The organism is Nonlabens ponticola (genome assembly GCF_003966335.1).
Lineage (GTDB): Bacteria > Bacteroidota > Bacteroidia > Flavobacteriales > Flavobacteriaceae > Nonlabens > Nonlabens ponticola.
In genome coordinates this window covers 2,822,836-2,847,748 of record NZ_CP034549.1, presented here as the reverse complement: position 1 = coordinate 2,847,748, position 24,913 = coordinate 2,822,836, and the positions used below count along the sequence as shown (strand labels likewise).

Annotated in this window: 25 protein-coding genes; 21 read left to right on the top strand and 4 right to left on the bottom strand. The window is 41.5% G+C overall.

Translation table 11 applies throughout. The annotated features are described in order from the left end of the window. The first annotated feature begins 65 nt into the window (after positions 1-65). From era to dnaG, 6 genes are all read left to right on the top strand, one after another. Positions 66-956 (top strand): GTPase Era, encoded by an 891-nt coding sequence (era, locus tag EJ995_RS12985; RefSeq protein ID WP_126444413.1) that lies wholly within the window; start codon positions 66-68, stop codon positions 954-956. Between the two features lie 248 nt (positions 957-1,204). After that, complete coding sequence (locus tag EJ995_RS12980) at positions 1,205-1,768, top strand: RNA polymerase sigma factor (RefSeq protein WP_126444411.1); 564 nt, start codon at positions 1,205-1,207, stop codon at positions 1,766-1,768. 4 nt (positions 1,769-1,772) lie between these two features. Continuing rightward, positions 1,773-2,516, top strand: coding sequence for a hypothetical protein (locus EJ995_RS12975; RefSeq protein WP_126444409.1), 744 nt, complete (start codon positions 1,773-1,775; stop codon positions 2,514-2,516). Positions 2,517-2,593: 77 nt separating this feature from the next. After that, positions 2,594-3,745, top strand: a complete 1,152-nt coding sequence (locus EJ995_RS12970) for a hypothetical protein (protein WP_126444407.1) — start codon at positions 2,594-2,596, stop codon at positions 3,743-3,745. A gap of 96 nt (positions 3,746-3,841) precedes the next feature. Next, complete coding sequence (locus tag EJ995_RS12965) at positions 3,842-4,615, top strand: hypothetical protein (RefSeq protein WP_126444405.1); 774 nt, start codon at positions 3,842-3,844, stop codon at positions 4,613-4,615. Between the two features lie 154 nt (positions 4,616-4,769). Further along, positions 4,770-6,728, top strand: coding sequence for a DNA primase (gene dnaG / locus EJ995_RS12960; RefSeq protein WP_126448804.1), 1,959 nt, complete (start codon positions 4,770-4,772; stop codon positions 6,726-6,728). Here dnaG and EJ995_RS12955 read toward each other — a convergent pair. Both EJ995_RS12955 and nadE read right to left on the bottom strand, forming a co-directional pair. Next, positions 6,725-7,351, bottom strand: a complete 627-nt coding sequence (locus EJ995_RS12955) for a response regulator (RefSeq protein WP_126448803.1) — start codon at positions 7,349-7,351, stop codon at positions 6,725-6,727. The two genes, dnaG and EJ995_RS12955, sit on opposite strands and share 4 nt — an antisense overlap. Positions 7,352-7,446: 95 nt before the next feature. Next, positions 7,447-8,235: an NAD(+) synthase gene (gene nadE / locus EJ995_RS12950; protein ID WP_126448802.1), complete on the bottom strand. Its 789-nt coding sequence runs from the start codon at positions 8,233-8,235 to the stop codon at positions 7,447-7,449. A 44-nt stretch (positions 8,236-8,279) separates the two neighbouring features. Between nadE and gldB the strand changes: the two genes are divergently transcribed. The 3 genes from gldB to EJ995_RS12935 are packed head-to-tail and all read left to right on the top strand — an operon-like array spanning position 8,280 to position 9,844. Beyond that, on the top strand, positions 8,280-9,257 hold the full coding sequence (gldB, locus tag EJ995_RS12945) for a gliding motility lipoprotein GldB (protein WP_241234652.1): 978 nt from the start codon (positions 8,280-8,282) through the stop codon (positions 9,255-9,257). Between the two features lie 2 nt (positions 9,258-9,259). Beyond that, positions 9,260-9,604 (top strand): gliding motility protein GldC, encoded by a 345-nt coding sequence (gene gldC / locus EJ995_RS12940; RefSeq protein ID WP_126448801.1) that lies wholly within the window; start codon positions 9,260-9,262, stop codon positions 9,602-9,604. 9 nt (positions 9,605-9,613) lie between these two features. Beyond that, a complete protein-coding gene (locus EJ995_RS12935) occupies positions 9,614-9,844 on the top strand; it encodes a DUF3820 family protein (RefSeq protein ID WP_126444399.1) in 231 nt (76 codons plus the stop codon). Here EJ995_RS12935 and yihA read toward each other — a convergent pair. Further along, entirely contained in the window at positions 9,838-10,443 is a 606-nt protein-coding gene (yihA, locus tag EJ995_RS12930) for a ribosome biogenesis GTP-binding protein YihA/YsxC (RefSeq protein WP_126448799.1), read from the bottom strand. The genes EJ995_RS12935 and yihA overlap by 7 nt on opposite strands. A 25-nt stretch (positions 10,444-10,468) precedes the next feature. Further along, positions 10,469-11,233 (bottom strand): alpha/beta fold hydrolase, encoded by a 765-nt coding sequence (locus EJ995_RS12925; protein ID WP_126448798.1) that lies wholly within the window; start codon positions 11,231-11,233, stop codon positions 10,469-10,471. Between the two features lie 251 nt (positions 11,234-11,484). Between EJ995_RS12925 and mraZ the strand changes: the two genes are divergently transcribed. Genes mraZ through ftsA form a run of 12 tightly spaced genes read left to right on the top strand, consistent with a single transcriptional unit; the run spans position 11,485 to position 24,895 of the window. After that, entirely contained in the window at positions 11,485-11,952 is a 468-nt protein-coding gene (gene mraZ / locus EJ995_RS12920; protein WP_126448797.1) for a division/cell wall cluster transcriptional repressor MraZ, read from the top strand. Further along, the gene (gene rsmH, locus EJ995_RS12915) at positions 11,927-12,844 is read left to right on the top strand and encodes a 16S rRNA (cytosine(1402)-N(4))-methyltransferase RsmH (RefSeq protein ID WP_126448796.1); all 918 of its coding nucleotides are present in this window, start codon (positions 11,927-11,929) and stop codon (positions 12,842-12,844) included. The genes mraZ and rsmH overlap by 26 nt, the downstream gene beginning before the upstream one ends. 1 nt (position 12,845) lies before the next feature. Beyond that, on the top strand, positions 12,846-13,175 hold the full coding sequence (locus EJ995_RS12910; RefSeq protein WP_126448795.1) for an FtsL-like putative cell division protein: 330 nt from the start codon (positions 12,846-12,848) through the stop codon (positions 13,173-13,175). Next, positions 13,162-15,141, top strand: a complete 1,980-nt coding sequence (locus tag EJ995_RS12905; RefSeq protein WP_126448794.1) for a penicillin-binding protein — start codon at positions 13,162-13,164, stop codon at positions 15,139-15,141. Before EJ995_RS12910 ends, EJ995_RS12905 begins: the two co-directional genes overlap by 14 nt. Then, positions 15,138-16,604 carry a UDP-N-acetylmuramoyl-L-alanyl-D-glutamate--2,6-diaminopimelate ligase gene (locus EJ995_RS12900; RefSeq protein WP_126448793.1) on the top strand — a complete coding sequence of 489 codons (1,467 nt, stop codon included), beginning with the start codon at positions 15,138-15,140 and terminating at the stop codon, positions 16,602-16,604. The genes EJ995_RS12905 and EJ995_RS12900 overlap by 4 nt, the downstream gene beginning before the upstream one ends. Before the next feature lies 1 nt (position 16,605). Next, complete coding sequence (mraY, locus tag EJ995_RS12895; RefSeq protein WP_126448792.1) at positions 16,606-17,838, top strand: phospho-N-acetylmuramoyl-pentapeptide-transferase; 1,233 nt, start codon at positions 16,606-16,608, stop codon at positions 17,836-17,838. After that, positions 17,838-19,199, top strand: a complete 1,362-nt coding sequence (gene murD, locus EJ995_RS12890; RefSeq protein WP_126448791.1) for a UDP-N-acetylmuramoyl-L-alanine--D-glutamate ligase — start codon at positions 17,838-17,840, stop codon at positions 19,197-19,199. Before mraY ends, murD begins: the two co-directional genes overlap by 1 nt. A 54-nt stretch (positions 19,200-19,253) precedes the next feature. Continuing rightward, on the top strand, positions 19,254-20,399 hold the full coding sequence (locus EJ995_RS12885; protein ID WP_394342071.1) for an FtsW/RodA/SpoVE family cell cycle protein: 1,146 nt from the start codon (positions 19,254-19,256) through the stop codon (positions 20,397-20,399). Continuing rightward, positions 20,377-21,474, top strand: a complete 1,098-nt coding sequence (gene murG / locus EJ995_RS12880) for an undecaprenyldiphospho-muramoylpentapeptide beta-N-acetylglucosaminyltransferase (protein WP_126448789.1) — start codon at positions 20,377-20,379, stop codon at positions 21,472-21,474. The genes EJ995_RS12885 and murG overlap by 23 nt, the downstream gene beginning before the upstream one ends. Then, entirely contained in the window at positions 21,467-22,828 is a 1,362-nt protein-coding gene (murC, locus tag EJ995_RS12875) for a UDP-N-acetylmuramate--L-alanine ligase (RefSeq protein WP_126448788.1), read from the top strand. Before murG ends, murC begins: the two co-directional genes overlap by 8 nt. After that, on the top strand, positions 22,825-23,541 hold the full coding sequence (locus tag EJ995_RS12870) for a cell division protein FtsQ/DivIB (protein ID WP_126448787.1): 717 nt from the start codon (positions 22,825-22,827) through the stop codon (positions 23,539-23,541). Before murC ends, EJ995_RS12870 begins: the two co-directional genes overlap by 4 nt. Before the next feature lie 7 nt (positions 23,542-23,548). Continuing rightward, on the top strand, positions 23,549-24,895 hold the full coding sequence (gene ftsA, locus EJ995_RS12865; protein ID WP_126448786.1) for a cell division protein FtsA: 1,347 nt from the start codon (positions 23,549-23,551) through the stop codon (positions 24,893-24,895). The last annotated feature ends 18 nt before the right edge of the window (positions 24,896-24,913 follow it).

Here is a 24,913-nt window from a genome sequence, read left to right as displayed (position 1 = left end):
ACAATATTTTACCGCTTGGTGATAACGCTGGCGTCATTGATTTTTAATTGGACTAACTTTACAGTATGGAACACAAGGCAGGATTTGTAAATATTGTAGGAAACCCTAATGTAGGTAAGAGCACGCTCATGAATGCTCTGGTAGGTGAGCGTTTGTCTATCATTACTAGTAAGGCTCAAACTACTAGACATAGGATTCTAGGTATTGTAAATGGTGATGACTTCCAGATGGTATTGAGCGATACACCTGGTATTATGAAACCAGCTTACAAGCTGCAAGAGAGCATGATGGATTTTGTCAAGAATGCTTTTGAAGATGCAGACTGCATCTTGTATATGGTAGAGCTAGGTGAGAAAGAGCTCAAAAATGAAGACTTTGAAAAGCGATTAACCTTTGCGGAAGTTCCGGTTATTGTACTCATCAACAAAATTGACAAAGGCGACGAGAACCAATTATCAGAAGCTTTGTCCCATTGGAAAGAGCGTTTGCCTAATGCTGAGATTTTTGCCATAAGTGCACTTGAAAACTTTGGTGTACCGCAATTGCTTAACCGCATTATAGAATTACTACCAGTTTCTCCGGCTTATTATCCCAAGGATGCTCTTACTGACAAGCCAGAACGCTTTTTTGTCAATGAGAGCATACGCGAGAAAATCCTGATTCATTACAAGAAAGAAATTCCGTATTCAGTAGAAATTGATACTGAGGAGTTTTTTGAGGACGAGAATATCATCCGCATACGATCAGTTATTATGGTGGAGCGCGAGACTCAAAAAGGAATCATTATAGGTCATAAAGGGACAGCGGTAAAACGCGTAGGCGTTGAGGCAAGGAAGGATCTTGAGAAATTCTTCGGCAAGCAAGTCCATCTTGAGTTGTATGTAAAAGTGAATAAGAACTGGCGTAGTGATGAGAAACAATTAAGGCGTTTTGGCTATAAAGGTGATAACAAGTAGGCTTTTTAGTTGATGGTCTGTTTCATGTTTCCTTGGATTTTCAAGTTTAGGTTTAAAATTGAGGACCGCGCCTCTCAACGTCCAAGTTTCCATTAGAAAAATAAACTTTTCCCTCTTGGGAAATGCCACGGCGCAGCCGTTACAACCGAGCTCACGTAAGAGTAAGCAGAGAATACTATCATTTTTTCACCTCACCAGACAACCTTTCAAATGCACCTGTGTCTATGTAAATAGAAAGCATGTAAATTGTGAAGGTGATTCAGCTATACACTAACGAGAAAAAACTTATCGAGCGAGCCGCAAAGGGTGATCGCAAGTCGCAACGTCGACTATACGATAAGCACGCTGGTAAAATGCTGAGTGTTTGCCGCCAATACATCTCACCTATAGAGAGCGCAGAAGAAATCATGCTCAATGGTTTTTTAAAGGTGTTTACTAAGCTGGATACTTTTAACCACGAAGGAAGTTTTGAAGGTTGGGTGCGACGCATCATGATACGTGAATGTCTTAACTGCCTACGTAAAAAGCAAACCTATAAATGGAGTAGTGAGATCGATGACGATCAGTTTGAAGATGTGGTTGAAGATGATAGTGAAGATGTGCCACTTGATCAAATCCAGCAATGCATCGACACCTTGCCAGATGGTTATAAAAGTGTTTTTGTAATGTTTGCACTAGACGGTTTAAAACATCGCGAGATTGCCATCATGCTATCCATAAGTGAGAATACCAGCAAAAGTCAATACCGCAAGGCGCGATTGATGTTACAAGAACAATTGACCCTATTAAAGAAGAAACATTATGAAGCTTGAGAATATGAAGAAGAAATTTGATAACCGTGAGATCCAGCCTAGCGCAGACTCTTGGGATCGATTATCAGGAATGCTAGATGCAGAACAGAAAAGCACCAATGAAAAACCGGTGATTTATTGGCTAGGCGCGATAGCGGCCATATTGATTTTAGGATTGATTGCAGTACCAGTGATTACTTCAAATAATGAAATGAGCTCGTCACCAGAAAATACAGTTGTATTGGAAAATGATGTTAGTAGCGAATCAGTCATAACAACTGAACCAGATGCGGAAGAAGTTAAGTCAAGTAAAAGAAAGCCGTTCCTACAAGAAGCTATAGTTGTTGCAGAACCCAAGCGAATAAAAAAAGACACCAAACGATCCACAAGCACTGTCAAAGAAAGAAACAAATCGAAATCACAATCATACAAATCTTCAATTGCTACGCAATCTGAACCGATAGAAGCCATTGCCATCATTGAAGAGCCATCCACAATGGATGAACCCGCAGATGACATCGTTAGTTCTAAAGCAGCTGATGTTGCACTCTCACCAAAGGACGAAGCTAATAGATTATTAGATCAAGCCTTACAAAGCAAGGCAACGAAAACCATGATCACCAACGCGTCAATAAATCCTCAACAACTACTGCGAGAAACGGAATGGGATCTGGAAGCGAGACGACAGGACAGGCTTCAAAATATTGTCGAGGACGGCTTTAAAATTTTGAAACGTGAAGCGGTAGCGCTTATCGATAGCAGAAATTAAACCACAATACATAAATCAATAATAATCAGCATTTTAATTAGTGCCGACAGGAATTCAATATCAAAAAAACAAGCATCATGAAAAATCAAAAATTACTTATCACATTAACTTTATCATTTGCTGGCATCCTTTTAAGCCGTTCGCAGAATTTAAAAACGGGAGTTCAGGAAGGTGAATATTACGTGGTTACCGACACCGTAGATGGAAAAGTTTCGAAGTTTTATTATAATTCTGAAAAGGCTTTCTTGAGAAGTGAAACCAAAAGATTGGAACGCATTGATGAACTTAAGGAAGATAGACGTCTTTACGAATCTAATCAGCGCACTGAATTAGCCGAGAAAATAGAAAAGATAAATCAGCGTCAGGAGCAAAATGATGCTTACACAGCCGCGATGGCAAGCAGAGATAAAGAGCTTACCGCACAGACTTATGCAGATAAAATTGACGCATACAATAAGCTTATTGAAGCAAAGTTAAAATTTGAATCTACTGAATTGAATTATGCTTCCCTTGGCAGTGATGGCGTAAAGCTATTGAACAACACGGCAATGGAGTTTGAAATAGGTAAGAACACTAATAAATATAAAAAGCAAATCAAAACTACATCTGGCTTGTCTTTAGGCTTTGGGTATAACTTTATTGATGGTAATGACTTAGGAATTGACGATTTCAGTTATGGAAACAACAACTACTTTTCCCTAGGTATAACTTGGATCACTGCATTGAATAAGAGTCAGACGATACGCTGGCGATACGGTGTAGAATACCAAACACAAGGAACTGAGCTTAATGGAAATAGAGCTTTTACGATTGATGATCCTGATAATACCCAGATTGAGCGATTGACTTTTAACGCGGATAAAGCGAAGTTCAGACAAGATCAATTCGTATTTCCTATGCACTTGGAATTTGGTCCACGCTATAAAAAAACCTACGAGGATGGTCGCGAGAGATATTACAATTATGATCAGCTCAAATTTGGTATAGGTGGTTATGCTGGTTTCAATTTGAGTAGCAGACTTAAGTATAAATATGATCTAGCAGGCGCAGATATCAAACAGACTACAATTAATGCATTTGACAATCAAGTACTGGTCTATGGAGTTGATGCATATGTTGGGTTTGACTCATGGTCATTATTTGGTAGGCTTGGCTTAAATGACATATTTCAATCCGGATCTGTTGATGGGCAGTACGTGGCTTTTGGTATTAGATTACAGACAGACTAAGGTAAGACCAAGATAAGTTTTCATGTTAGCTAGTAAAGAACCCTTTCAATTATCGCAAGGGTTCTTTTATCTTTAATGAAATTAAAACAAAAACCTATGAAAAAATTCTTTCTCTCATCAATTTGCTTACTTGCATTTACACTGTCCTACGCGCAGGATGATAACGATGACGATCAGGACACTCAAGAAGTGCCTAGCGACTTTCTAGACGCTTTTGATAGCTCACGAGAGGACCGCGATGTAAAAACGGTCACCAATGGTGTTTTTGCTGTTGGCTGGAATCAAGCATTAGGCGATGACAACGGTATTGGCGAGGACTACCGCTTTTGGGGTTCTGGGATATGGGAGCTTGGATTGGAGTTCAGCACTAAAGTAAACAAGGCAAACACCGTACGTTTCAATTACGGTTTGTCGTTTCAATGGCAAACGCTGCGCATTAACGATAATAAAGAGTTTGAGACTAGCGGTGACGTTACTAGATTACAACCAGTCGGATTCAACGTTGATAAATCAAAATTTGAACAGCTTACCATCATTGCGCCGGTGCATCTTGAATTCGGTAAGCAGGATAAAATAACCTATGACAACGGTGTTACTAGGTACGATGATGTTGAAAGTTGGACGATAGGATTGGGTGGATACTTAGGTATCAATGCCGCGACAAACCAATTGCTCAAGTTTGAGAATGAAGGGCGCGACGTCACCACGCGACGTTACAATGATTATGAGATGGAAGATTTTGTCTATGGTCTTAGTGCCTACGTTGGTAACGGCGCATTACAAATTTTTGCAAAATATGGTCTCAATAGTATTTTTAAGGATTCACCTGTAGATCAACAGTACGCCAGCATCGGCTTTAGATTTAGATAAGACAACAGCCTTTTTATTGCAGGGATTGTTAATGGTTTTTACGCTTTCGCGAAAGCGTGACCATCAATAATCCCTATTTTTACGATCCTACTTTTTGGGACGTCAACTATCTGTGTTGATATAAAAATTGGGGTGAACCAGCAAAAATTAAGAGTTGATATCAAGAGCTACCATAGATGCCGTTTTTGACACCGCAAGGGTAGAAGAGGTGATAGGTGATTTTGTGCAGCTCAAGAAATCAGGATCCAACTTCAAGGGCCTGAGCCCATTTTCAGACGAGCGCACACCTAGTTTTATGGTGTCGCCCGTCAAGCAAATATGGAAGGATTTTTCATCAGGTAAAGGCGGTACGGCAGTATCCTTTATCATGGAGCACGAGCATCTCACGTATCCCGAAGCCATAAAATACCTCGCCAAAAAGTACGGTATTGAGATCGAGGAGACTGAGCAGACTGATGAGCAAAAACAACAACAGGACGAGAAGGAGTCCATGTTTATGGTCTCAAAATATACGGCACAGTGGTTTCATGATCAACTTAAAACCGGCGAAGGCAAAGCAGTAGGCTACAGCTATTTCAAAGAGCGTGGTTTTAGTGATGAGACCATTGAATTTTTCCAGCTGGGATACTCTCCAGATAATTGGAGTGCGCTTACAGATGCTGCTATCAAGGCTGGCTACAAGCTAGAGTTTCTTGAGAAAACAGGTCTCACGATTGTTAAGGAAGATAAGCAATTTGATCGCTTTAAGGGGCGCGTGATGTTTCCTATACGCAGTATGTCGGGTCGTGTGCTGGGTTTTGGCGGCAGGATATTAGACAGTTCAAAAAAAGCAGCGAAATATCTCAACTCGCCGCAAAGTGAGATCTATGACAAGTCCAAAGTACTGTACGGCATCTATGAAGCAAAACAGGCGATTGCCAAAGAGGACCTATGTTATCTAGTTGAAGGCTATACGGATGTCATCCAGCTCTATCAGGCTGGCGTTCAAAATGTGGTATCCAGCTCTGGTACAGCGCTCACGACAGACCAGATAAGGCTCATAAGCAGACTTACTAAAAACATCACTGTTTTATATGATGGTGATGCCGCTGGAATGCGCGCGGCTATACGTGGTATTGACCTTATTCTTGAAGCTGGGATGAATGTGCGCGTATGCACGTTTCCTGAAGGAGAAGATCCAGATAGTTTTGCAAAATCTCACACACAAAGCGAGATACAGGAATTTTTAAGTGAGAATGCGGTAGATTTTATCAGGTTCAAATCCAGCTTGCTCAAGGATGAGGCTGCAGGCGATCCCATAAAAAAGGCAAGTATGATACGCGAGATCGTACAAAGCATTGCCAAAATACCAGACGATATCTCACGAGAGATATTTGTGCGAGAAAGTGCTGAGATCCTTGAAATAGGAGAAGACGTGCTGTTCTCGACTCTCGCCCAGGTGCGCAACGCATCCGTAACGCAAACAAGAGATAAACAGCGTCGCGATAAAGAGGTCGATAGACTCAAAAAAGTAGAGACCGTAGCCAGCGAGACTGTCGATAGAAGAGAAGTACTGGAGCGCACGCTCATCAAAATCTTACTCATGTATGGTGATCGCAGCGAGGTGTTTGAAGAGGTGTTTTATCAAGATAGCGTAGAAGGTGAAATTGAGATGGAACAGATGAAGTCTGAGCGACCAGTGTATGAAAAAATGTTTCTAGAACTACAGTCTGATGAGTTTGAGTTCAGCAATACTTACTTCAAGAATCTTTATCCTAAGCTCATCGATATGATGCTGCTGCAAGGCAAGATTGATATGAACATCGTCATGACAGAGCTTGATGATCAAGAAGCACAACTGGTAGCAGATCTCATTATGGATGAAGATAGACATGCATTGAGTCGTTGGGAAGACAAGCAAATTTTTGTCACTCAAAAAGAAGATATGATTAGTCGGTATTTGACTGAAACGATTCTAAACTTCCGTAGGTTATTGATTGATAAGAAAGTGAATGCTGCTATGGATGATATATCCAGCGATCCAGAAGCTTCTAATCTCGAAGTATTAACACAAATAAAGAACTATCAAGCTCTTTATCGTGATCTAGGTAAACGATTGAATAGGGTAATCTAGTTGGTAATTTGCAACAATCGAGACTGGTGGATCAGCTCTGCAATGTTATCTACATTCAACTTTTTGAGTAAACGAGTCTTATAAGTACTTACAGTTTTCTCATTGATGGCTAGTGATTGAGCGATCTCTTTATTGCGCTTACCTCTTGAAAGTAGGTTAAGGACCTCAATCTCTCTGGTAGAAAGTGTTTTAAATCTCAGCACTTCAGCGCTAGTGGCTTTATTGCTTTCTTTTCTTTTAATATTCTCTGATAGAAATTTCTTCCCAGCTGCAACAGTCTCAAAAGCTTTTTTCACTTCCTTGACTGATCTTGTTTTGGCAATGTACCCGTTAGCTCCAGCTTTTATGGATGAATGAGCATAAATCTCTTCTGGATGACAGCTTACTACTAGTACTTTAAGATCTGGAAACTCGGTTCTCAATTCTCTTAGAACGCCTACTCCATTAGAGTTAGGTAGATCAACTTCAAGAACAAGAATGTCTGGAGATAATTTTTGAATTTCAGATATCAAGAAACGTCCATCTTCAACCTTACCTTTAAAGTTGAATTTCTTACTGCTTTTCATCATGCTTTTGATACCACGCCTAAATAGAGGATGATGATCTGCCAAAAGAACTTTCATGAACATTTGTTTGATACAAAGATAGAATCAATAAACACTTTTTACCGTTAATATTCGTAGGTAAATACGTACTTCACAGCACTTTATGGTTAAACTTATTGTAATTGAGTTGGAAATTCCCAAACAGGTATAGGTTTCATCTTGTGCTGGTTACGTCTATTCAACGTTAAATATATGTTTAAGACTTCTCTTTCACGTCCTTTAAAAGCATCTACAGTTTTATCCTTATCTACTTGTTTCATAGCCCATTCAAGCTCATCATAACTCGCGCCTATCTGGTCTTCATCGGTTTTTTCTGCACCATAAAGTCCGTCGCTGGGAGCTGCAGTCATGATGCTTTCAGGAACCTGTAAATATTTCCCTAATTTATATACTTGACTTTTTAATAAATCGGCAATGGGACTTACATCGACGCCACCATCACCGTATTTGGTGTAAAATCCTACACCAAAATCTTCTACTTTATTTCCCGTACCTGCGACTAATAGTCCATTGATCCCTGCGTGATAATAAAGTGTAGTCATTCTTAATCGTGCTCTCGTGTTTCCTTGGGTTAGTGCCACCAGGTCATTCATCTCACTCTCAGGCATGGCAGCTATAAAACTGTCAAATACTGGTGTAAGGTCACTGCGCACGTCACGCACGTTGTCAAATCGCGCTTTGAGTTGTTTGATATGTTCCTGCGCACGCGTTACATGATCTTTATGCTGATGTATAGGCATCTCAACGCACAAGACATCCAGCCCTGTTAGTGCGCAAAGAGATGAGGTCACCGCGCTATCAATACCACCGCTTACTCCAACAACATATCCTTTGACGCCTGCGTTATCAGCATAATCTTTAAGCCATTTTGCAATAGCCTGTGCTACTAGATCTACCTTCATAATCGTATTTTTGTAAAAATATTCAATCTCTTTTCAACGTTCTTATGATTAACAAGATGCTAAGGGTTTTTGTAGTGTTAGCTTTCGCGAAAGCGTTATCCTCATGCACATCTTCAAGCAAACAAGAAGCCGAGATATCAAATATCCCATTGCAAGTTGAGTTTATCAAATTTCATCAAGAGTTTGACAATTTAAAACCCGCAGAATTACCAACTTTTCAAAGTGAGTATCCGGTTTTTTTTCCTGCATCAGTTCCCGATAGCATCTGGCTAGCAAAACTTCAAGGTCGCGACACCATCCACAATCTACTCATGAATGCCGTGAATGAGGCCGATTTTAAATACGATCAACTACAGGATGAGGTAGAAGATGTGATGCGCCATGTCAAGTATTACTTTCCAGAATTTAAAGAGACTAATGTCGTCACTGTCTTGACTGAAGTTGATGACGATCTTAATGTAGTAGCCACGCCGCAATATCTTATCATAGGTATCGATAACTATCTGGGCAGCGACCATGAACTTTATGCTGGTATAAGTAGGTACAAAACTGCTCGCATGAATCCCGAGAATATCGTACCTGATGTTGCCATGGAGTATGCACAACTATTTGTGCCACCAGCTCAAGGCCGCACATTTCTAGACCAGATGATTTATCACGGTAAGTTGCTGTACCTGCAGGAACAATTTGCGCCAACTACGGCAGCTTCATATCGATTGGGATATTCTCAAGAGAAATATGATTTTGCGGTCAATAGCGAGGAACAAGTGTGGCGATACTTCATTGATAATGATGTGTTGTACAGCACCGACCAACAGTTACAAGCTAGATTTATGGCACCTGGACCTTTTTCTAAATTTTATCTAGAAATAGATAACCAGACTCCAGGTGCGATTGCACGATTCATAGGTTACAAGATCGTATCAGCTTATATGGATAACAACGTTATACAGCTAGAAGATTTAATTAGTGTGCCAGCAACGACTTTATTCAACGATTCAAAATATAAACCAGCAAGATAGTAATGAGTAAGAAGAGCAAAAGATCAGAGATACGTATAGGAATTGAGCTGGATGAGAATCGAGTTCCCGAGAACATCGTGTGGAGCGCGCCAGATGGTGGCGTGGATACTGCCGTTTCAAAAGCCATGATGGTATCCATGTGGGATAGCGTCGAGAAAGAGAGCTTCCGTATTGATTTATGGACAAAGGATATGCCTGTTGACGAGATGCGTGTCTTCTTTCACCAGACACTGGTAAGCATGGCAGATACCTATCATCGAGCAACCAACGATGAGAAGATGCGTGATACGATGCTTGACTTTTGCGACTACTTTGCAGAGAAGCTGGATCTTAAGAAGGATTCCTAAAGCGACATTGTGCTAGATCCAAAGTCGCTTGTTGAACTTGCATGGTACAAGATGCCTTATGGCAAATACAAAGGACAGTTCTTGAGCGATATTCCAGAGCCTTATTATATCTGGTATCGCCGCAAGGGATTTCCTGATGGTAAGCTAGGTAGATATCTTCAAACCGTTTGCGATATGAAAGTTGAAGGTATCGAGTACTTATTAAAGGATATAAGAAAGAATACCATCAACGATCACTGATTCATGTTCTCATTAATCGATTGGATGTAGTTAAGCACCTCATCGCGACCCGTTTTATGGCTGGAGCTTGTTATAAAGTAAGGTGGTATCTCTTCCCAGATGCTTTCTAGCAAAATGTTCTTGTAGACCTCTACATTACGATCTATTGCATTAGGTTTCAACTTATCAGCCTTAGTAAATATAATACTGAATGGTATGCCATTAACACCAAGGTATTCCATGAACTCCATGTCAATAGGCTGTGGCTCGTGGCGTATATCGACAAGAACAAATGCACTTACCAGTTGCTCGCGTTGCTCAAAATAATTCGTAATGAATTTCTGGAACTTCTTCTTATTTGACTTTGAAACTCGTGCATATCCATAACCTGGTAGATCTACCAGATACCATTCCTTGTTGATCAAGAAGTGATTAATGAGTTGTGTTTTTCCAGGTCTTCCAGATGTTTTGGCTAGATTTTTATGGTCTGCCAGCATATTGATCAAGGAAGATTTACCCACATTGGATCTACCTATAAAGGCATATTCAGGTATACGGTTCTTAGGGCATTTTGATACGTCCTGATTGGATATAACAAACTCTGCCGTGTTGATTTTCATAACTCAGTAAGTAAAAGAATAATCTCTAGAATTGTCGCTCTTGCAACCAGCTATACAGCACCTCGTTGAACTCGTCTGGATGCTCCATCATCGCTGCGTGGCCGCACTTATCAATCCAGTACAGTTTGCTGTCAGGTAGCTTTTCATCAAACTCAATGGCAACATCTGGTGGCGTTACGCCATCCTGCTTTCCCCAAATGATACAGGTAGGCGTAGTCATGTTAGGCAAGTCCTTTGACATGTTGTGGCGTATGGCGCTTTTTGCAATGGCCAAGGTTTTAATCAATTTTTTACGATCGTTCACCACTCCAAAAACCTCATCTACAATTTCCTTAGTCGCTACCGCAGGATCATAAAATACATCTTCACTCTTCTTCTTGATATACTCATAGTCACCACGTTTAGGGTAGCTCTCGCCCATAGCACTTTCATACAAACCAGAACTTCCAGTAATAACGAGTGCTTTGATTTTTTCTGGATACAGTTTTGTAGTCACTAAACCAATGTGTCCGCCTAGCGAATTGCCTAAAAGAATGACATCTTCCAACCCTAGATGGTCAATGAATTTCTTGATGTGTTTTGCAAACGTGCCTACGCTAGTTTTAACCAGAGGCATGGTGTAAAGTGGTAAAGATGGCGCAATGACCTGATAGCCTTTTTCTGGAAAGAAATCAATAACGCCTTGAAAATTACTCAAGCCGCCCATGAGACCATGTAAAATGATGATAGGAGTTCCTTCTCCTTTTGAGTAATACTCAAACTTACCATCCTTTATTAATTCTTGAGCCATAGAAATCGTTGTCAAAGACAAATATAGGGCAATTGCTCTAATGCCATTGAGCAGCACACAAAGATTAAAAAGTCCATCTTAAAGACGTCTGATTAACCAGGCACGAATAATCTGAGTCGTGATTTTTCATTGTTCATAACTGCCGTAGTTATTCAGATATGGTGCGTTTTATTAACAATGTGGTAAAAAGTGGTAAATTGTGGAGATAACTTTTCTATATTTGATTAGATCAGCGCAATAGAGCTATTTCAATGACCAATTTCATAGGAACATACGAGTGCAAGGCAGATGCCAAGGGTCGCTTCATGATGCCTGCTGCTATCAAGAAGCAATTGCTTCCTATGATAGAGCAAGGATTTGTCATGAGACGCAGTGTCTTCCAGCCGTGTATTGAATTATATCCTATGGAAGAATGGAATCTTGTCATGGCCAAAATGGGTAAGCTCAACCGCTTTAAGCAAAAGAATAATGACTTTATACGTCGATTTACAGCTGGCGCCAAAGTGGTCGAGATTGATTCTAACGGCCGTCTGCTTATCCCAAAAGATCTAATTGAAAAAGCTGGTATCTCAAAGGAGCTCACCATCTCGAGCGCGATCAATATCATCGAGATATGGGATAAGGATAAATATGAAAAAGCGATTGACGATGCATCAGTAGATTTTGCAGACCTCGCACAAGAAGTAATGGGTGATGACACAACAGACCTCTTATCATAATCCTGTTTTATTACAGGAATCCATTGATGGACTCGATATAAAACCCGATGGTGTTTATGTCGATGTCACCTTTGGTGGTGGTGGTCATTCTCGCGAGATACTCAATAGATTAGGCGATGACGGCAAATTATATGCCTTTGATCAAGATCCTGATGCGCAGGCAAATGCTATTGATGATCCACGCTTTGAACTCATACCTCAAAATTTTCAATACCTCAAGCGGTTTCTTAGACTTTACGGAGTCAAAAAAGTGGATGGGATTCTAGCAGATCTTGGTGTGAGTTCACACCAGTTCAATGAACCTAGCCGTGGTTTTTCAACACGATTTGATTCTCGACTAGATATGCGCATGGATCAAAAAGCTGCTGTAGATGCTGTACAGATAGTCAATGATTATTCTGTCGAGGATTTACAGCGCATATTCAAGCATTATGGAGAGTTGCGCAATGCGCCGCGCATTGCAAGAGAAATTACCAAAGCCAGAGAAGAGCAAGCTATTTTGACCGTTGCCGATTTGCGAAAAGTCTGTGCGCCGCTAGTACCTGCGCGTATTGAGAATAAACAGATGGCGCAAATCTTTCAAGCCATACGTATAGAGGTCAATAAAGAAATGGAGGCGCTTTATGCATTTCTCCAGCAATCTCGCGAGGTGCTTAAAACTGGCGGTAGATTGAGCGTGATATCCTATCATTCTCTAGAGGATAGGCCAGTTAAGAGATTTATACGCAATGGTCTTTTTGAAGGTGAACCAGAGAAAGATGTTTTCGGTCGGGTTGAGGTGCCTTTTAAAAAAGTTGGTGGACTCATTGTGCCATCTCAAGAAGAGCTAAAAGAGAATAGCCGTGCTCGCAGTGCAAAACTGCGCATCGCTACAAAAATCGAGGAAGACTAGCATGGCAAATCGATTCACAAACATATTGCGCGGTAGTTTCCTTACCAACGATGATGCGCTCAAGAACTGGAAGTTCATGCTGTTTTCAGCAATGCTAGCACTCATCATGATCTACAGCGGGCACTCGCTAGAAAGAAAATCACATTACATCTCACAACTCAACGAGGAAGTAAATGAGTTGCGCAGTCAATATGTAGAAGGTCAGCGCGAGCTTATGTTTTTGCAAATGGAATCCACAATTGCTAGTAATCTCAAGCCTACTGGTATCAAGCCGCCTAGCAGTCCACCACAAAAGATCACCGTTAAATCACAGCAAGATGGCAACGACTGATAAAAAAATACTGAGCCGTATCTATGTCGTGAGCATCTTTTTTGGCATCATGGGTCTAGCCATTGCCGCTCAAATTGCACGTATACAATTCGTAGAAGGTGATGAATACCGCGCCAAAGCCGAGCAACGCATATTCCGCACGCAGGTAGTAGACGCTAATCGTGGTAATCTATACGATGCAAACGGTCAGCTACTTGCAACCTCTATTTCAAAATACGACATCAGGTTTGATGCGGTGGCACCTAGCGATAAAGACTTTAACGCAGGTGTGGACAAGTTGTCTAGTCAGCTTTCGCGAAAGCTAAATAAACCAAAATCATTTTACCTCAAGAAATTCCGTAGGGCGAGAGCCACCAATTCTAGGTATCTCAAGATCGCCAGCGATGTAGGCTACTCTGATCTTATGGAGATCAAGAGTTTTGCGCTATTTAATCGCGGTGCCTATCGTGGTGGATTGATTGTAGAACCGCATGTGGTGAGAGAATATCCGTTAGGAAAAATGGCCGAACGCCTCGTAGGCTATGACGAGCCAGGCAAAGCCGGTGTAGGTCTAGAAGGTGCGTATTCAACATTTTTAAAAGGTGAAAATGGATCTAGACTCGTCCAGAAAATCTCGGGAAACCAGTGGAAACCCATTGATAATGTGAATGAGATTGAGCCTCAAGATGGGCTGGATGTTTACAGTACGATCGACGTCAACATGCAGGATGTAGCGCATCATGCATTACTTGAGCAACTAGAATATTTTGAGGCAGATCATGGGACAGCCGTCGTTATGGAAGTCGCCACTGGTGAGATCAAAGCACTCTCAAATCTAGGTCGTGCATCAAGTGGAAAGTATTATGAAAAGCGCAATTACGCTTTATGGGAATCGCACGAGCCTGGTTCTACTTTCAAATTAATGAGCGTCATCGCAGCATTAGAAGACAAGGTTGTCGATACAAGTACAGTGTTTGATACACAAGGTGGTAAAATATCTTATTACGGTCGCAATGTGCGTGACTCCAAATATGGTGGTTATGGCAAAATAAGCGTTGCCAAAGCTTTTGAAGTATCCTCAAATACTGCACTCGTTCAAATGATACAGGATAACTATTCCAGTGGTCCAGAACGTTATGTGGATCGCTTGTATAGTATGAATCTGCACAAAAAATTAGAGTTACCTATTATAGGAGAAGGCAGGCCATTTATACCACATCCAGATGATCAATCGTGGAGCGGTTTGTCACTGCCATGGATGGGCTTTGGTTACGGTGTTCAATTAACGCCTTTGCAAACCTTGACTTTTTATAATGCGGTCGCTAACGATGGTGTCATGGTAAAGCCTAGATTGATAAAAGAGGTTCGTTCAAAAGGAAAAACTATTGAGCAATACGATCGCGAGATTTTGAACCCGTCAATCTGTAGTCAGGAGACAATTGATAAGGTAAAGGTCATGATGGAGAATGTCGTGCGTCGCGGTACGGCAGACAATCTGTATTCTAAAGATTTCTCGATGGCTGGTAAAACAGGAACCTGTCAAACAGAATATTGGAAAAGTTCTGGAAATTACATCGCATCTTTTGCTGGCTACTTTCCAGCAGATAAACCTTTATATAGCTGCATTGTGGTGATACATAAACCAGACGTAAAAAAAGGTTATTACGGTAATATCGTTGCTGGACCAGTATTTAAGAAGATTGCCCAGAAAATTTATGCCAGCAATCCACAATCCAATGAGGTTGCTATTCCACAATCTCAGCCAGAACCAGTAATTGAGAACATCAACGCCTACTACACCAGCGTACAGAAAGAACACAAAACATTTCCCGATGTCACAGGAATGGATGCGATGGATGCGATCACGATTCTGGAGAATTTGGGAGCTAGAGTAATCATAAAAGGTAAAGGAAAAGTAAAGGGTCAAAGCATTAAAGCTGGTCTTCCTATATCTAAATCCCAACAAATAATATTGACGTTGTCATGATGCAGCTCAAGGACATATTATATAAGGTTAGCCTAGAAAAAGTGATCGGCTCTACAGATGTTTCCATCGAGAATATTCATTTTGACTCAAGATCTGTTGCTGGCAATGATGTATTCGTTGCTTTGACAGGTGTTCAAATGGATGGCCATGAGTATATCGACAAGGCTATTGAAAATGGAGCTACAGCAGTGATTGTCGAGAATCTGCCCGTAACTCAAATTAATAAAGTTACTTATGTCGTTGTAGATAATTCACACAAGGCTTTGGCTCTGATGGCTGCAAACTTTTATGACAATCCATCAGCTGATTTGAAACTGATAGGCGTTACTGGAACCAACGGTAAGACCACTACCACAAGTTTGCTATACCAGCTATTCAAAAATTGTGGTTATAAAACTGGCTTGATCAGTACTGTGGAGATATTAATCGATGAGGTAGTAGTTCCTACAAAGCATACCACACCAGATCCATTGACGATCAATAAGCATCTAGCCAGCATGAGAGACGCTGGTGTGGATTACTGTTTTATGGAAGTAAGTAGCCATGGGATTTCTCAAGAGCGTGTCACAGGTCTACATTTTGCAGGCGGTATTTTCACAAATCTTTCTCACGACCATCTCGATTATCATAACTCCTTTAAAGAATACCGCGATGTCAAAAAGCGTTTTTTTGACGAGTTGGCTACATGTGCTTTTGCTATCTATAATAAGGATGATAAGAATGGACCAGTCATGGTACAAAATACGAAGGCCAGAAAACTAGGTTATGCCTTAAAAACCTATACAGATTATCAGGGAAATATTCTAGAAAATCAATTTGGTGGATTGCTGCTTAAAGTCAACGGTCAGGAATTGTGGACTAAAATGATAGGCGAGTTCAACGCTTATAATGTGTTAGCGATTTATGCATGTGCCGTTGAATTAGGATTGGAAGAACTAGAGGTGCTAGAAACCATTTCAAAGCTCGATGGGGTTTCAGGTAGATTCCAATATTTCACTACAAAGGCGCAGAATATCACCGCTATAATTGACTATGCACACACGCCAGATGCGCTCAAGAATGTATTGCAGACTATAAATGCCATACGTACTAAAAATGCGCAATTGATCACCGTAGTAGGCTGCGGTGGCGATCGTGATACATCAAAGAGGCCTATCATGGCAGATATTGCAACCAGCTTGAGCAATAAAGTCATCCTAACCAGTGACAATCCACGTACAGAAGATCCTGAAGCCATCTTAAAAGACATGGAAGCTGGCGTCCAGCCACAAAACTTCCAGAAATCAATGACTATTGTCAATAGAGAACAAGCCATTAAAACGGCGGCAAACATCGCAAACAAAAACGACATCATACTCATCGCTGGAAAAGGCCATGAAACCTATCAGGAGATAAATGGCGTGCGTCACGATTTTGACGACCGCAAGAAGATTACCACCATACTCAACCAACTAGAAAAGTAACATGCTGTATTACCTATTTGATTATTTAGAAAGCGAGTTCCAGTTTCCTGGTGCTTCCCTATTTGGGTTTATCACCTTTAGGGCTGCGATTGCATTTGTGCTATCGCTAGGATTTTCTACGATTTACGGTAAGCGCATCATCAAGTATTTGCAACGCATGCAGATAGGTGAAACGGTAAGAGATCTAGGTCTTGAAGGACAGGCTCAAAAGGCCGGTACGCCTACCATGGGTGGTATCATAATTATTCTCGCGACGCTAGTTCCAGTATTGCTGTTTGCACAATTGGACAATATCTATGTCATCATGTTGATCGTCACAACTGTTTGGATGGGATTGATAGGTTTTACAGATGATTATATCAAGATATTCCAGAAGGATAAAGGCGGCCTGCATGGTAAATTCAAGGTCTTGGGTCAGGTGGTTTTGGGATGCATCATTGGTGCCACCATGTATTTTCATCCAGGTGTCACCATCAAAGAAGAAATTACTAACCCTAAAAGCGGTCAAGAGCTCATCACACAAAATTCACCTAGAGAATTTGAGCCAGCGGAACAATCTACCAAAACAACCATTCCTTTTGTCAAGGGAAATGAGTTTGACTATGCGTCATTGCTCACGTGGATCGATCCATCGCTAGCAAAATGGGCCTGGCTCATATTTATTCCAGTCGTCATTGTAATTGTAACAGGCGTTTCAAACGGCGCAAATCTTACTGATGGTATTGACGGTCTTGCCGCAGGAACAAGTTCTATTGTAGTATTGACACTAGCGCTATTTGCATGGATATCTGGTAACATCGTGTTTTCTGATTATCTCAATGTCATGTACATACCCAACTCTGGTGAGATGGTGGTTTTTACTGCTGCTTTTGCTGGTGCGCTGGTAGGATTTTTATGGTACAACACATTTCCTGCACAAGTATTTATGGGTGATACCGGCAGTTTGACCATAGGTGGTATCATTGCCGTACTTGCTATTGCAACGCGCAAGGAACTACTTATTCCTATCCTGTGCGGAATCTTTTTTATGGAAAATCTATCTGTGATCATGCAGGTAAGTTGGTTCAAATACACAAGAAAAAAATACGGAGAAGGTCGACGTATTTTCCTCATGTCACCGCTACATCACCATTATCAAAAACGAGGTTTTCACGAGAGTAAAATTGTCGTTCGCTTTTGGATTGTTGGAATTCTACTCGCAATTCTCACCGTCATAACCCTAAAATTACGCTAGTGCCACAGGCTAACACAACATATAATTATGAGCGCGTCATTATTCTTGGTGGCGGCATCAGCGGCTTGGGCGCGGCTTTGCTGGCTCATGAAATGCAGTACGATGTATTTGTGAGCAATATGGGTGATTTTAAGTCAGCTTTCGCGAAAGCGTTACAAACCAACAACATTCCCTACGAGTCAGGGCAACACACATGGTCAACAATCAGCAATGCAAGTCTGGTAGTGAAAAGCCCAGGAATTCCTGACACTGCAGAAGTGGTGCAAAAATTCACTGCACAAAACGTTCCCGTAATTTCTGAAATTGAGTTTGCGGCAGCACACAGCAACGAGAATATCATTGCAGTTACTGGCAGCAACGGGAAAACGACGGTCACCAGCATGATAGGGCGCATTCTTAAAACCGATGAGGCCGATTACACGATGGGTGGCAACATAGGCGAGAGTTTTGCCCAGCAAGTGGCGCAAGGTGAAGCAAGTCATAGATTGCTTGAGGTAAGCAGTTTCCAGTTGGATGGTATCAAATCATTTAAACCTCATGTAGCAGTCTTACTCAATGTCACGCCAGATCATCTGGATCGCTATGACTACAAGTTTGAGAATTACCTAGCGTCAAAAATGCGCATTGCACTTAATCAAGACGCCGGTGATTACCTAATCTATAACGCAGACGATCCTGCTATTACAAATGCTTTAGAGCAAAGTGACATCAAGTCACAACGCATACCATTTTCACTAGAAAAACAATTAGATCACGGCGCTAGCATCGTCGATGATTCCATACATATTCAATTAGAACAATCAACTTTTACTATGCCTATACAGCAACTATCCGTTAAGGGTCAACACAACACAGCAAATGCGATGGCAGCCGCTACCACTGCCAAATTATTGAAAATAAGAAAGGAGACGATACGTCAAAGCCTACAATCGTTTCAAGGTGTGGAACATCGATTGGAGCAAGTGCTCAAGATCAACAAAGTTCAGTACATTAATGATTCTAAAGCGACCAATGTCAACGCAACTTTCTATGCGCTAGATAGTATGGAACAGCCCACTGTGTGGATCGTGGGTGGCGTAGATAAGGGTAATGATTACAGCCAGTTGTATCGCCTTGTCAACAAGCATGTAAAGGCAATCATTTGCTTGGGCACTGATAATTCTAAGATTGTTGAGGCCTTTGGCAATTGTGTGGACCAAATGGTAGAGACTAGCAGTATGGAAGATGCTGTACGTGTGGCTTATAAATTGGCTAGCGCTGGCGATAACGTGTTGTTGAGTCCAGCTTGTGCAAGTTTTGATTTGTTTGAAAATTATGAGGATCGTGGTCGACAATTTAAAAACGCTGTAAGAGGATTATAATTGAAGATTAAAGAATACATATCAGGTGATTTATTCTTGTGGGCACTAGTGCTTATGCTGGCGATATTTTCGTTTTTACCAGTGTATAGTGCGAGCAGCAATCTCGCATATCTGAATGGTGGTGAAGGCAACACGCTCAAGTATATTTTGAAACATTTTGCGCACTTAGTTTTGGGAATAGGCATCGTGTATGCGGTTCACAAAATACCCTACAATTACTTCAAGGGATTAAGTATTATCATGTTACCTGTAGTGGTGGTATTACTTATAGTTACTGCCTTTCAAGGAACCGAAATGGGTGGCGCAAACGCCAGTCGATGGATACGCATTCCGTTTGTGGGCATCGGGTTTCAAACAAGTACCTTGGCGGCGGTGGTGCTCATGGTTTGGGTAGCACGCTACCTTAACGCGATGCGCGACAAAATCATAGAATTCAAAAAATCCATCGTTCCCTTATGGCTTCCAGTGGCGGCGGTATTGATGTTTATTTTGCCATCAAACTTTTCCACAACGGCTATCATATTTTCAATGGTTTTGTTGCTATGCTTCATCGGCGGTTATCCGTGGAAATACTTACTGGGAATCGTTGGTGCAGGATTATTGACCTTGACCTTATTCATTCTTATGGCAAAGGCCTTTCCTGGAATGTTTCCTAATCGCGTTGACACCTGGGTAAGCCGTATAGAGAGTTTCTCTGGTGACGGTGATTCAGATTCTGTTTATCAAGTTGAAAAAGCAAAAACTGCCATAGCCACAGGTTATGTAACCGGTGTTGGCCCAGGAAAAAGTCAACAAAAGCATTTTTTACCGCAGTCCAGCAGTGATTTTATTTACGCAATAATTATTGAAGAATTTGGGATCATCGGTGGTCTAGTGGTACTTGCCGTTTACTTGCTTGTACTGTTTAGAGTAGTGGTAATAGCAAATAAATCAGATACCATTTTTGGAACCCTGCTGGTAATAGGCGTTGGATTCCCGATTGTGTTGCAGGCCTTGATCAACATGGCAGTAGCCGTGAATCTATTTCCTGTAACTGGGCAAACATTACCATTAATAAGCAGCGGTGGTACCTCAATATGGATGACCTGCATGGCGATAGGTATCATATTAAGTGTAAGTGCAAAGCGACAGGCGATAAAAGCTCAGGAAACACCTGATGAAGAGATGAACCCTTTAGATGTACTCAGTGAAGCCTTATAAAATCATCATATCAGGTGGTGGCACAGGTGGTCATATATATCCAGCGATCTCGATTGCTAACGAGTGCCGCAATCGTTGGTCCGATTGTGAGATACTTTTCGTTGGTGCCAATGATCGTATGGAAATGCAAAAGGTTCCCGCAGCAGGATATGATATAAAAGGTTTATGGATCAGTGGTCTGCAAAGAAGTCTCAGTAGAAAAAACTTGATGTTTCCACTCAAGGTGATTAAGAGTCTCAAAGATGCAGGTAAGATCATTAAAGAATTTAAGCCAGACATAGCGATTGGTACTGGCGGTTATGCCAGCGGCCCGTTGCTGTTCATGGCAAATCGCAAGGGTATCAAGACGCTTATTCAAGAGCAAAATTCCTATCCAGGAATTACAAATAAATTATTAGGAAAAAAGGTAGATGTTATCTGTACGGCAAGCGATGGACTGGAACGATTTTTTCCTAAGGACAAGATCGTCCTCACAGGAAATCCAGTACGACAGGATCTGGTAAGCATGAATCATGATAAAGCGACAGCGATCGAGCACTTCAATCTTGATTCTGGTAAACAAACATTATTGGTTTTAGGTGGCAGCTTAGGTTCACGTAGGATCAACCAACTCATCTTCAAAAATCTGGAATTGTTCAAGGATATTCAGGTGATCTGGCAATGTGGCAAAATTTATTATGATCAATACAAGGATGCAGAGACTGAAAACGTAAAAGTCATGGCTTTCATCGACCGCATGGATCTAGCATACGCTGCTGCAAACGTTATCATTTCAAGATCAGGTGCTGGAACTATATCAGAGTTGGCTCTGGTGGCAAAGCCAGTGATATTCATACCATCACCGCACGTTGCAGAGGATCACCAAACAAAAAATGCACTAGCGGTGGTAAGCAACGACGCAGCACTCATGATCCAGGAAAAGGATCTGGACGAGAATTTTACAATGGTCTGGAATCAATTACTAGAGGACAAAAAATTACAACAAAGGCTAAGCGATAATTTCAAAAAGCTCGCGTTGCCTAATGCTACCAGTGACATAGTAAATCACATGGAAAAATTACTACACGATGCGTGATATAAAGGATATAAGCCATTTTTACTTTATCGGCATAGGCGGTATAGGGATGAGCAGCCTCGCACGCTACCTCAAATCACTGGGCAAGAACGTTGCTGGATATGATCGTGTGATTACAAGCCTCACCAAGAAGCTGGAAGATGAAGGTATCGATATTCATTATAATGATGCCTTCGAGCGAATTCCTGATGCTTTCAAGGATATCGAGAAGTCTCAAGTGATTTATACGCCTGCCGTGCCTCAGGATTTTGGTGAGTTGTTACGCTTTCGCGAAAGCGGAATACCCATCAACAAACGTGCACAATTACTAGGTTCCATTTCAAAAACCATGACCTGTCTAGCGGTGGCTGGAACTCACGGAAAGACTACCACAAGTGCCATTCTTGCGCATCTATTATATAAAAGCGATGTAAAAGTGACTGCGTTTTTAGGCGGTATCCTTGAGGAATACGAGACCAATTATTTGAGTACGGGAACAGATGTCATGGTCGTTGAGGCAGATGAATTTGATCGTAGTTTCTTGCAATTATCGCCTGATATAAGTGGTATTACATCCATGGATGCAGACCATCTCGATATCTATAAAACTGTTGAGGATTTTGAACAAGCATTCCATGAATTTGCAGATCTCGTTGACCGCAACAAGCTATTTGTCAATGAGTCGCTAGATATTGACAACGCCCAAACGGTAGGAATTGCGAGTGGTGATACCTATGTGGAAAACTTGACCATAGTCAACGGTGCTTATCATTTTGATCTGATTTCTAACGGTAAGACTTACGCCGATTTTATGCTCAAATTGCCAGGACAGCACAATCTATCAAATGCATTACTAGCGCTTTCTATGGCGATAGAATATGGTGTCGAGCCACAATTATTGAAAACAGCGTTGGCGAGTTTTCCCGGCGTCAAACGCCGTTTTAGCTATAAGATTGACAGTCTAGATCGTGTAGTAATTGACGATTATGCACATCACCCACAAGAAATAAATGCGGTTTATCAAGCGGTGAGCGAGATGTATCCTGATGAAATGTGTACCGTAATATTCCAACCGCACTTATTCTCACGCACGCGTGATTTTATGGATGAGTTTGCCGCAAGTCTTGCGCAATTTGACAAGGTTGGCATTCTAGATATCTACCCTGCGCGCGAGCAGCCTATTGATGGAGTACATTCTCAAGCCCTATGCGAGAATATTAGATCATTAGGCGCGCCGCCGCAAGTAAGCGCCGTAGTAGGCAAGGAAGATATTGCAGAATTCATTGAAGAAATGAATAATCGCATTGTACTCATTTTAGGTGCTGGTGATATAGGTGTCGAGGCAGAAAAACTTCAAGAAAAACTAGCCGTATGAAACAGTATGAAAACCATATTATTTTAAGCCTAGTTTTAGTTGCCATTATAGCACTTTACGGCTTTGCAGATCATCGTCATGAATCGCAAAAAGTAGAAGATGTAACTGTCTCATTTACTGATTATAAAGAGCCGTTGATATCGCAGGAAAACGTTAATAAACTGTTGATACAAAGTGAGGATACCTTACAAAATCTCACGGTAGAAAAATTAGATTTGAATAGAAGCGAGTTAAGCCTTGAAAATAACGCAATGATCAGGGCTGCACAGGTTTCGGTTGATTTGAAAGGTAGGATGCACGTGATTGTAGAGCAACGAGTGCCTGTCGCTAGGATCATCGCGGACTCTAGTTTTTACCTGGATAAAGAAAATAAGATCATGCCTTTGTCCCAAGAATACGCCGCAAGGGTGCCGTTAGTAATGGGATATCATTCCAGCGATCAAGATGAGGTTTATGAATTGATAAGCTTTTTGAGAAACGACGAGTACATGGAAAGCATGGTGACGCAAATCGATATGAGTAATAGCGAGAATGTCATTTGTAGTTTGAGAGCATTGGATTTTGATATAGCACTTGGAAATGTTGAGGACTTGCAAACTAAGTTCTACAACTTTAAGGCAATGATGGCTCAGCTAGAAAAGAATGAAGCTATGGATGAAGTGAAGCGGTTGGATTTACGTTTTGATAATCAGGTAGTAGTAATAAAAAAGTAAGATAGAAATGGATACACAGGAATATGCGGTAGGACTGGACATAGGAACGACTAAGATTGTTGCTATGATAGGTCGCAAAAATGAGTACGGCAAGCTTGAGATCCTAGGTGTAGGAAGATCAAAAAGTCAAGGCGTTCACCGCGGCGTGGTGAACAATATCACCCAAACCATTACATCCATCCAGCAAGCGGTCACTCAGGCAGAAGCTGTAAGCGGCATGAAGATAGAGCGAGTCACTGTAGGTATAGCAGGGCAACATATACGCAGTTTGCAACACAGCGATTATGTCACTAGAGCAGATAGTGAGCAGGTGATCGCCCAAGAAGATATTGACAAATTATGCCAGCAGGTTTACAAGCTAGTTATGTTGCCAGGCGAGGCTATCATTCACGTTTTGCCACAAGAATATAAGATCGATGGTCAATCAGAGATCAAGGAGCCTATTGGTATGTACGGTGGTAGGCTTGAAGCTAACTTTCACGTGGTAGTAGGGCAAATTGCATCCATCAAGAACATAGGTCGTTGTGTTAAAAGCGCTGGTCTAGATCTTACTGATGTAACGCTGGAGCCACTTGCAAGTGCCGAAGCTGTCCTTAGCCAAGAAGAAAAAGAAGCTGGCGTGGCACTCATCGATATAGGTGGTGGCACGACAGACCTTGCCATTTTCAAGGATGGAATCATACGCCACACGGCTGTGATACCTCAAGGTGGTGGCATCATCACACAAGACATTAAGGAAGGCTGTAGCATTATTGAAAAGCAGGCAGAGCTTCTCAAGACAAAATTTGGTAGTGCATGGCCTGGTGAGAATAAAGAAAATGAGATCGTTTCCATTCCAGGTTTGCGTGGTCGTGAGCCTAAGGAAATCACACTCAAGAATTTGAGTAAGATTATCCATGCTCGAGTGATTGAGATTCTGGAGACCGTATTTGTGGAGATCAAGAACTACGGTCATGAGGAGCCTAAGAAGCAACTTATCGCTGGTGTGGTCCTTACCGGTGGTGGCAGCCAGTTAAAACACATCAAGCAATTAGCAGAATATGTGACGGGTATGCCCAGTCGTATAGGATACCCTAACGAGCACCTAGCAGGCGACAGCGATACAGAAAGTACCAGTCCATTATTCGCAACGGCAGTAGGTCTGGTTCTTAAGGGACTTGAAGCAAATTCTCTACAGGCACAAGCAAATAAAGAAGAAGAAATAATTGAAACAGAGTCAGTAAATCTGGAAGAAGAGCAGCAGCAAGAAGAGCCAGAAACAAACGGGCCATCTGTAACACAACCCAGCCAGAAGAAAGGTTTTCTAGAAGGATGGGCAGGAAAAATAAAAGATTTTTTAGACAACGCAGAGTAGGTAAAACCACTCAAGCGC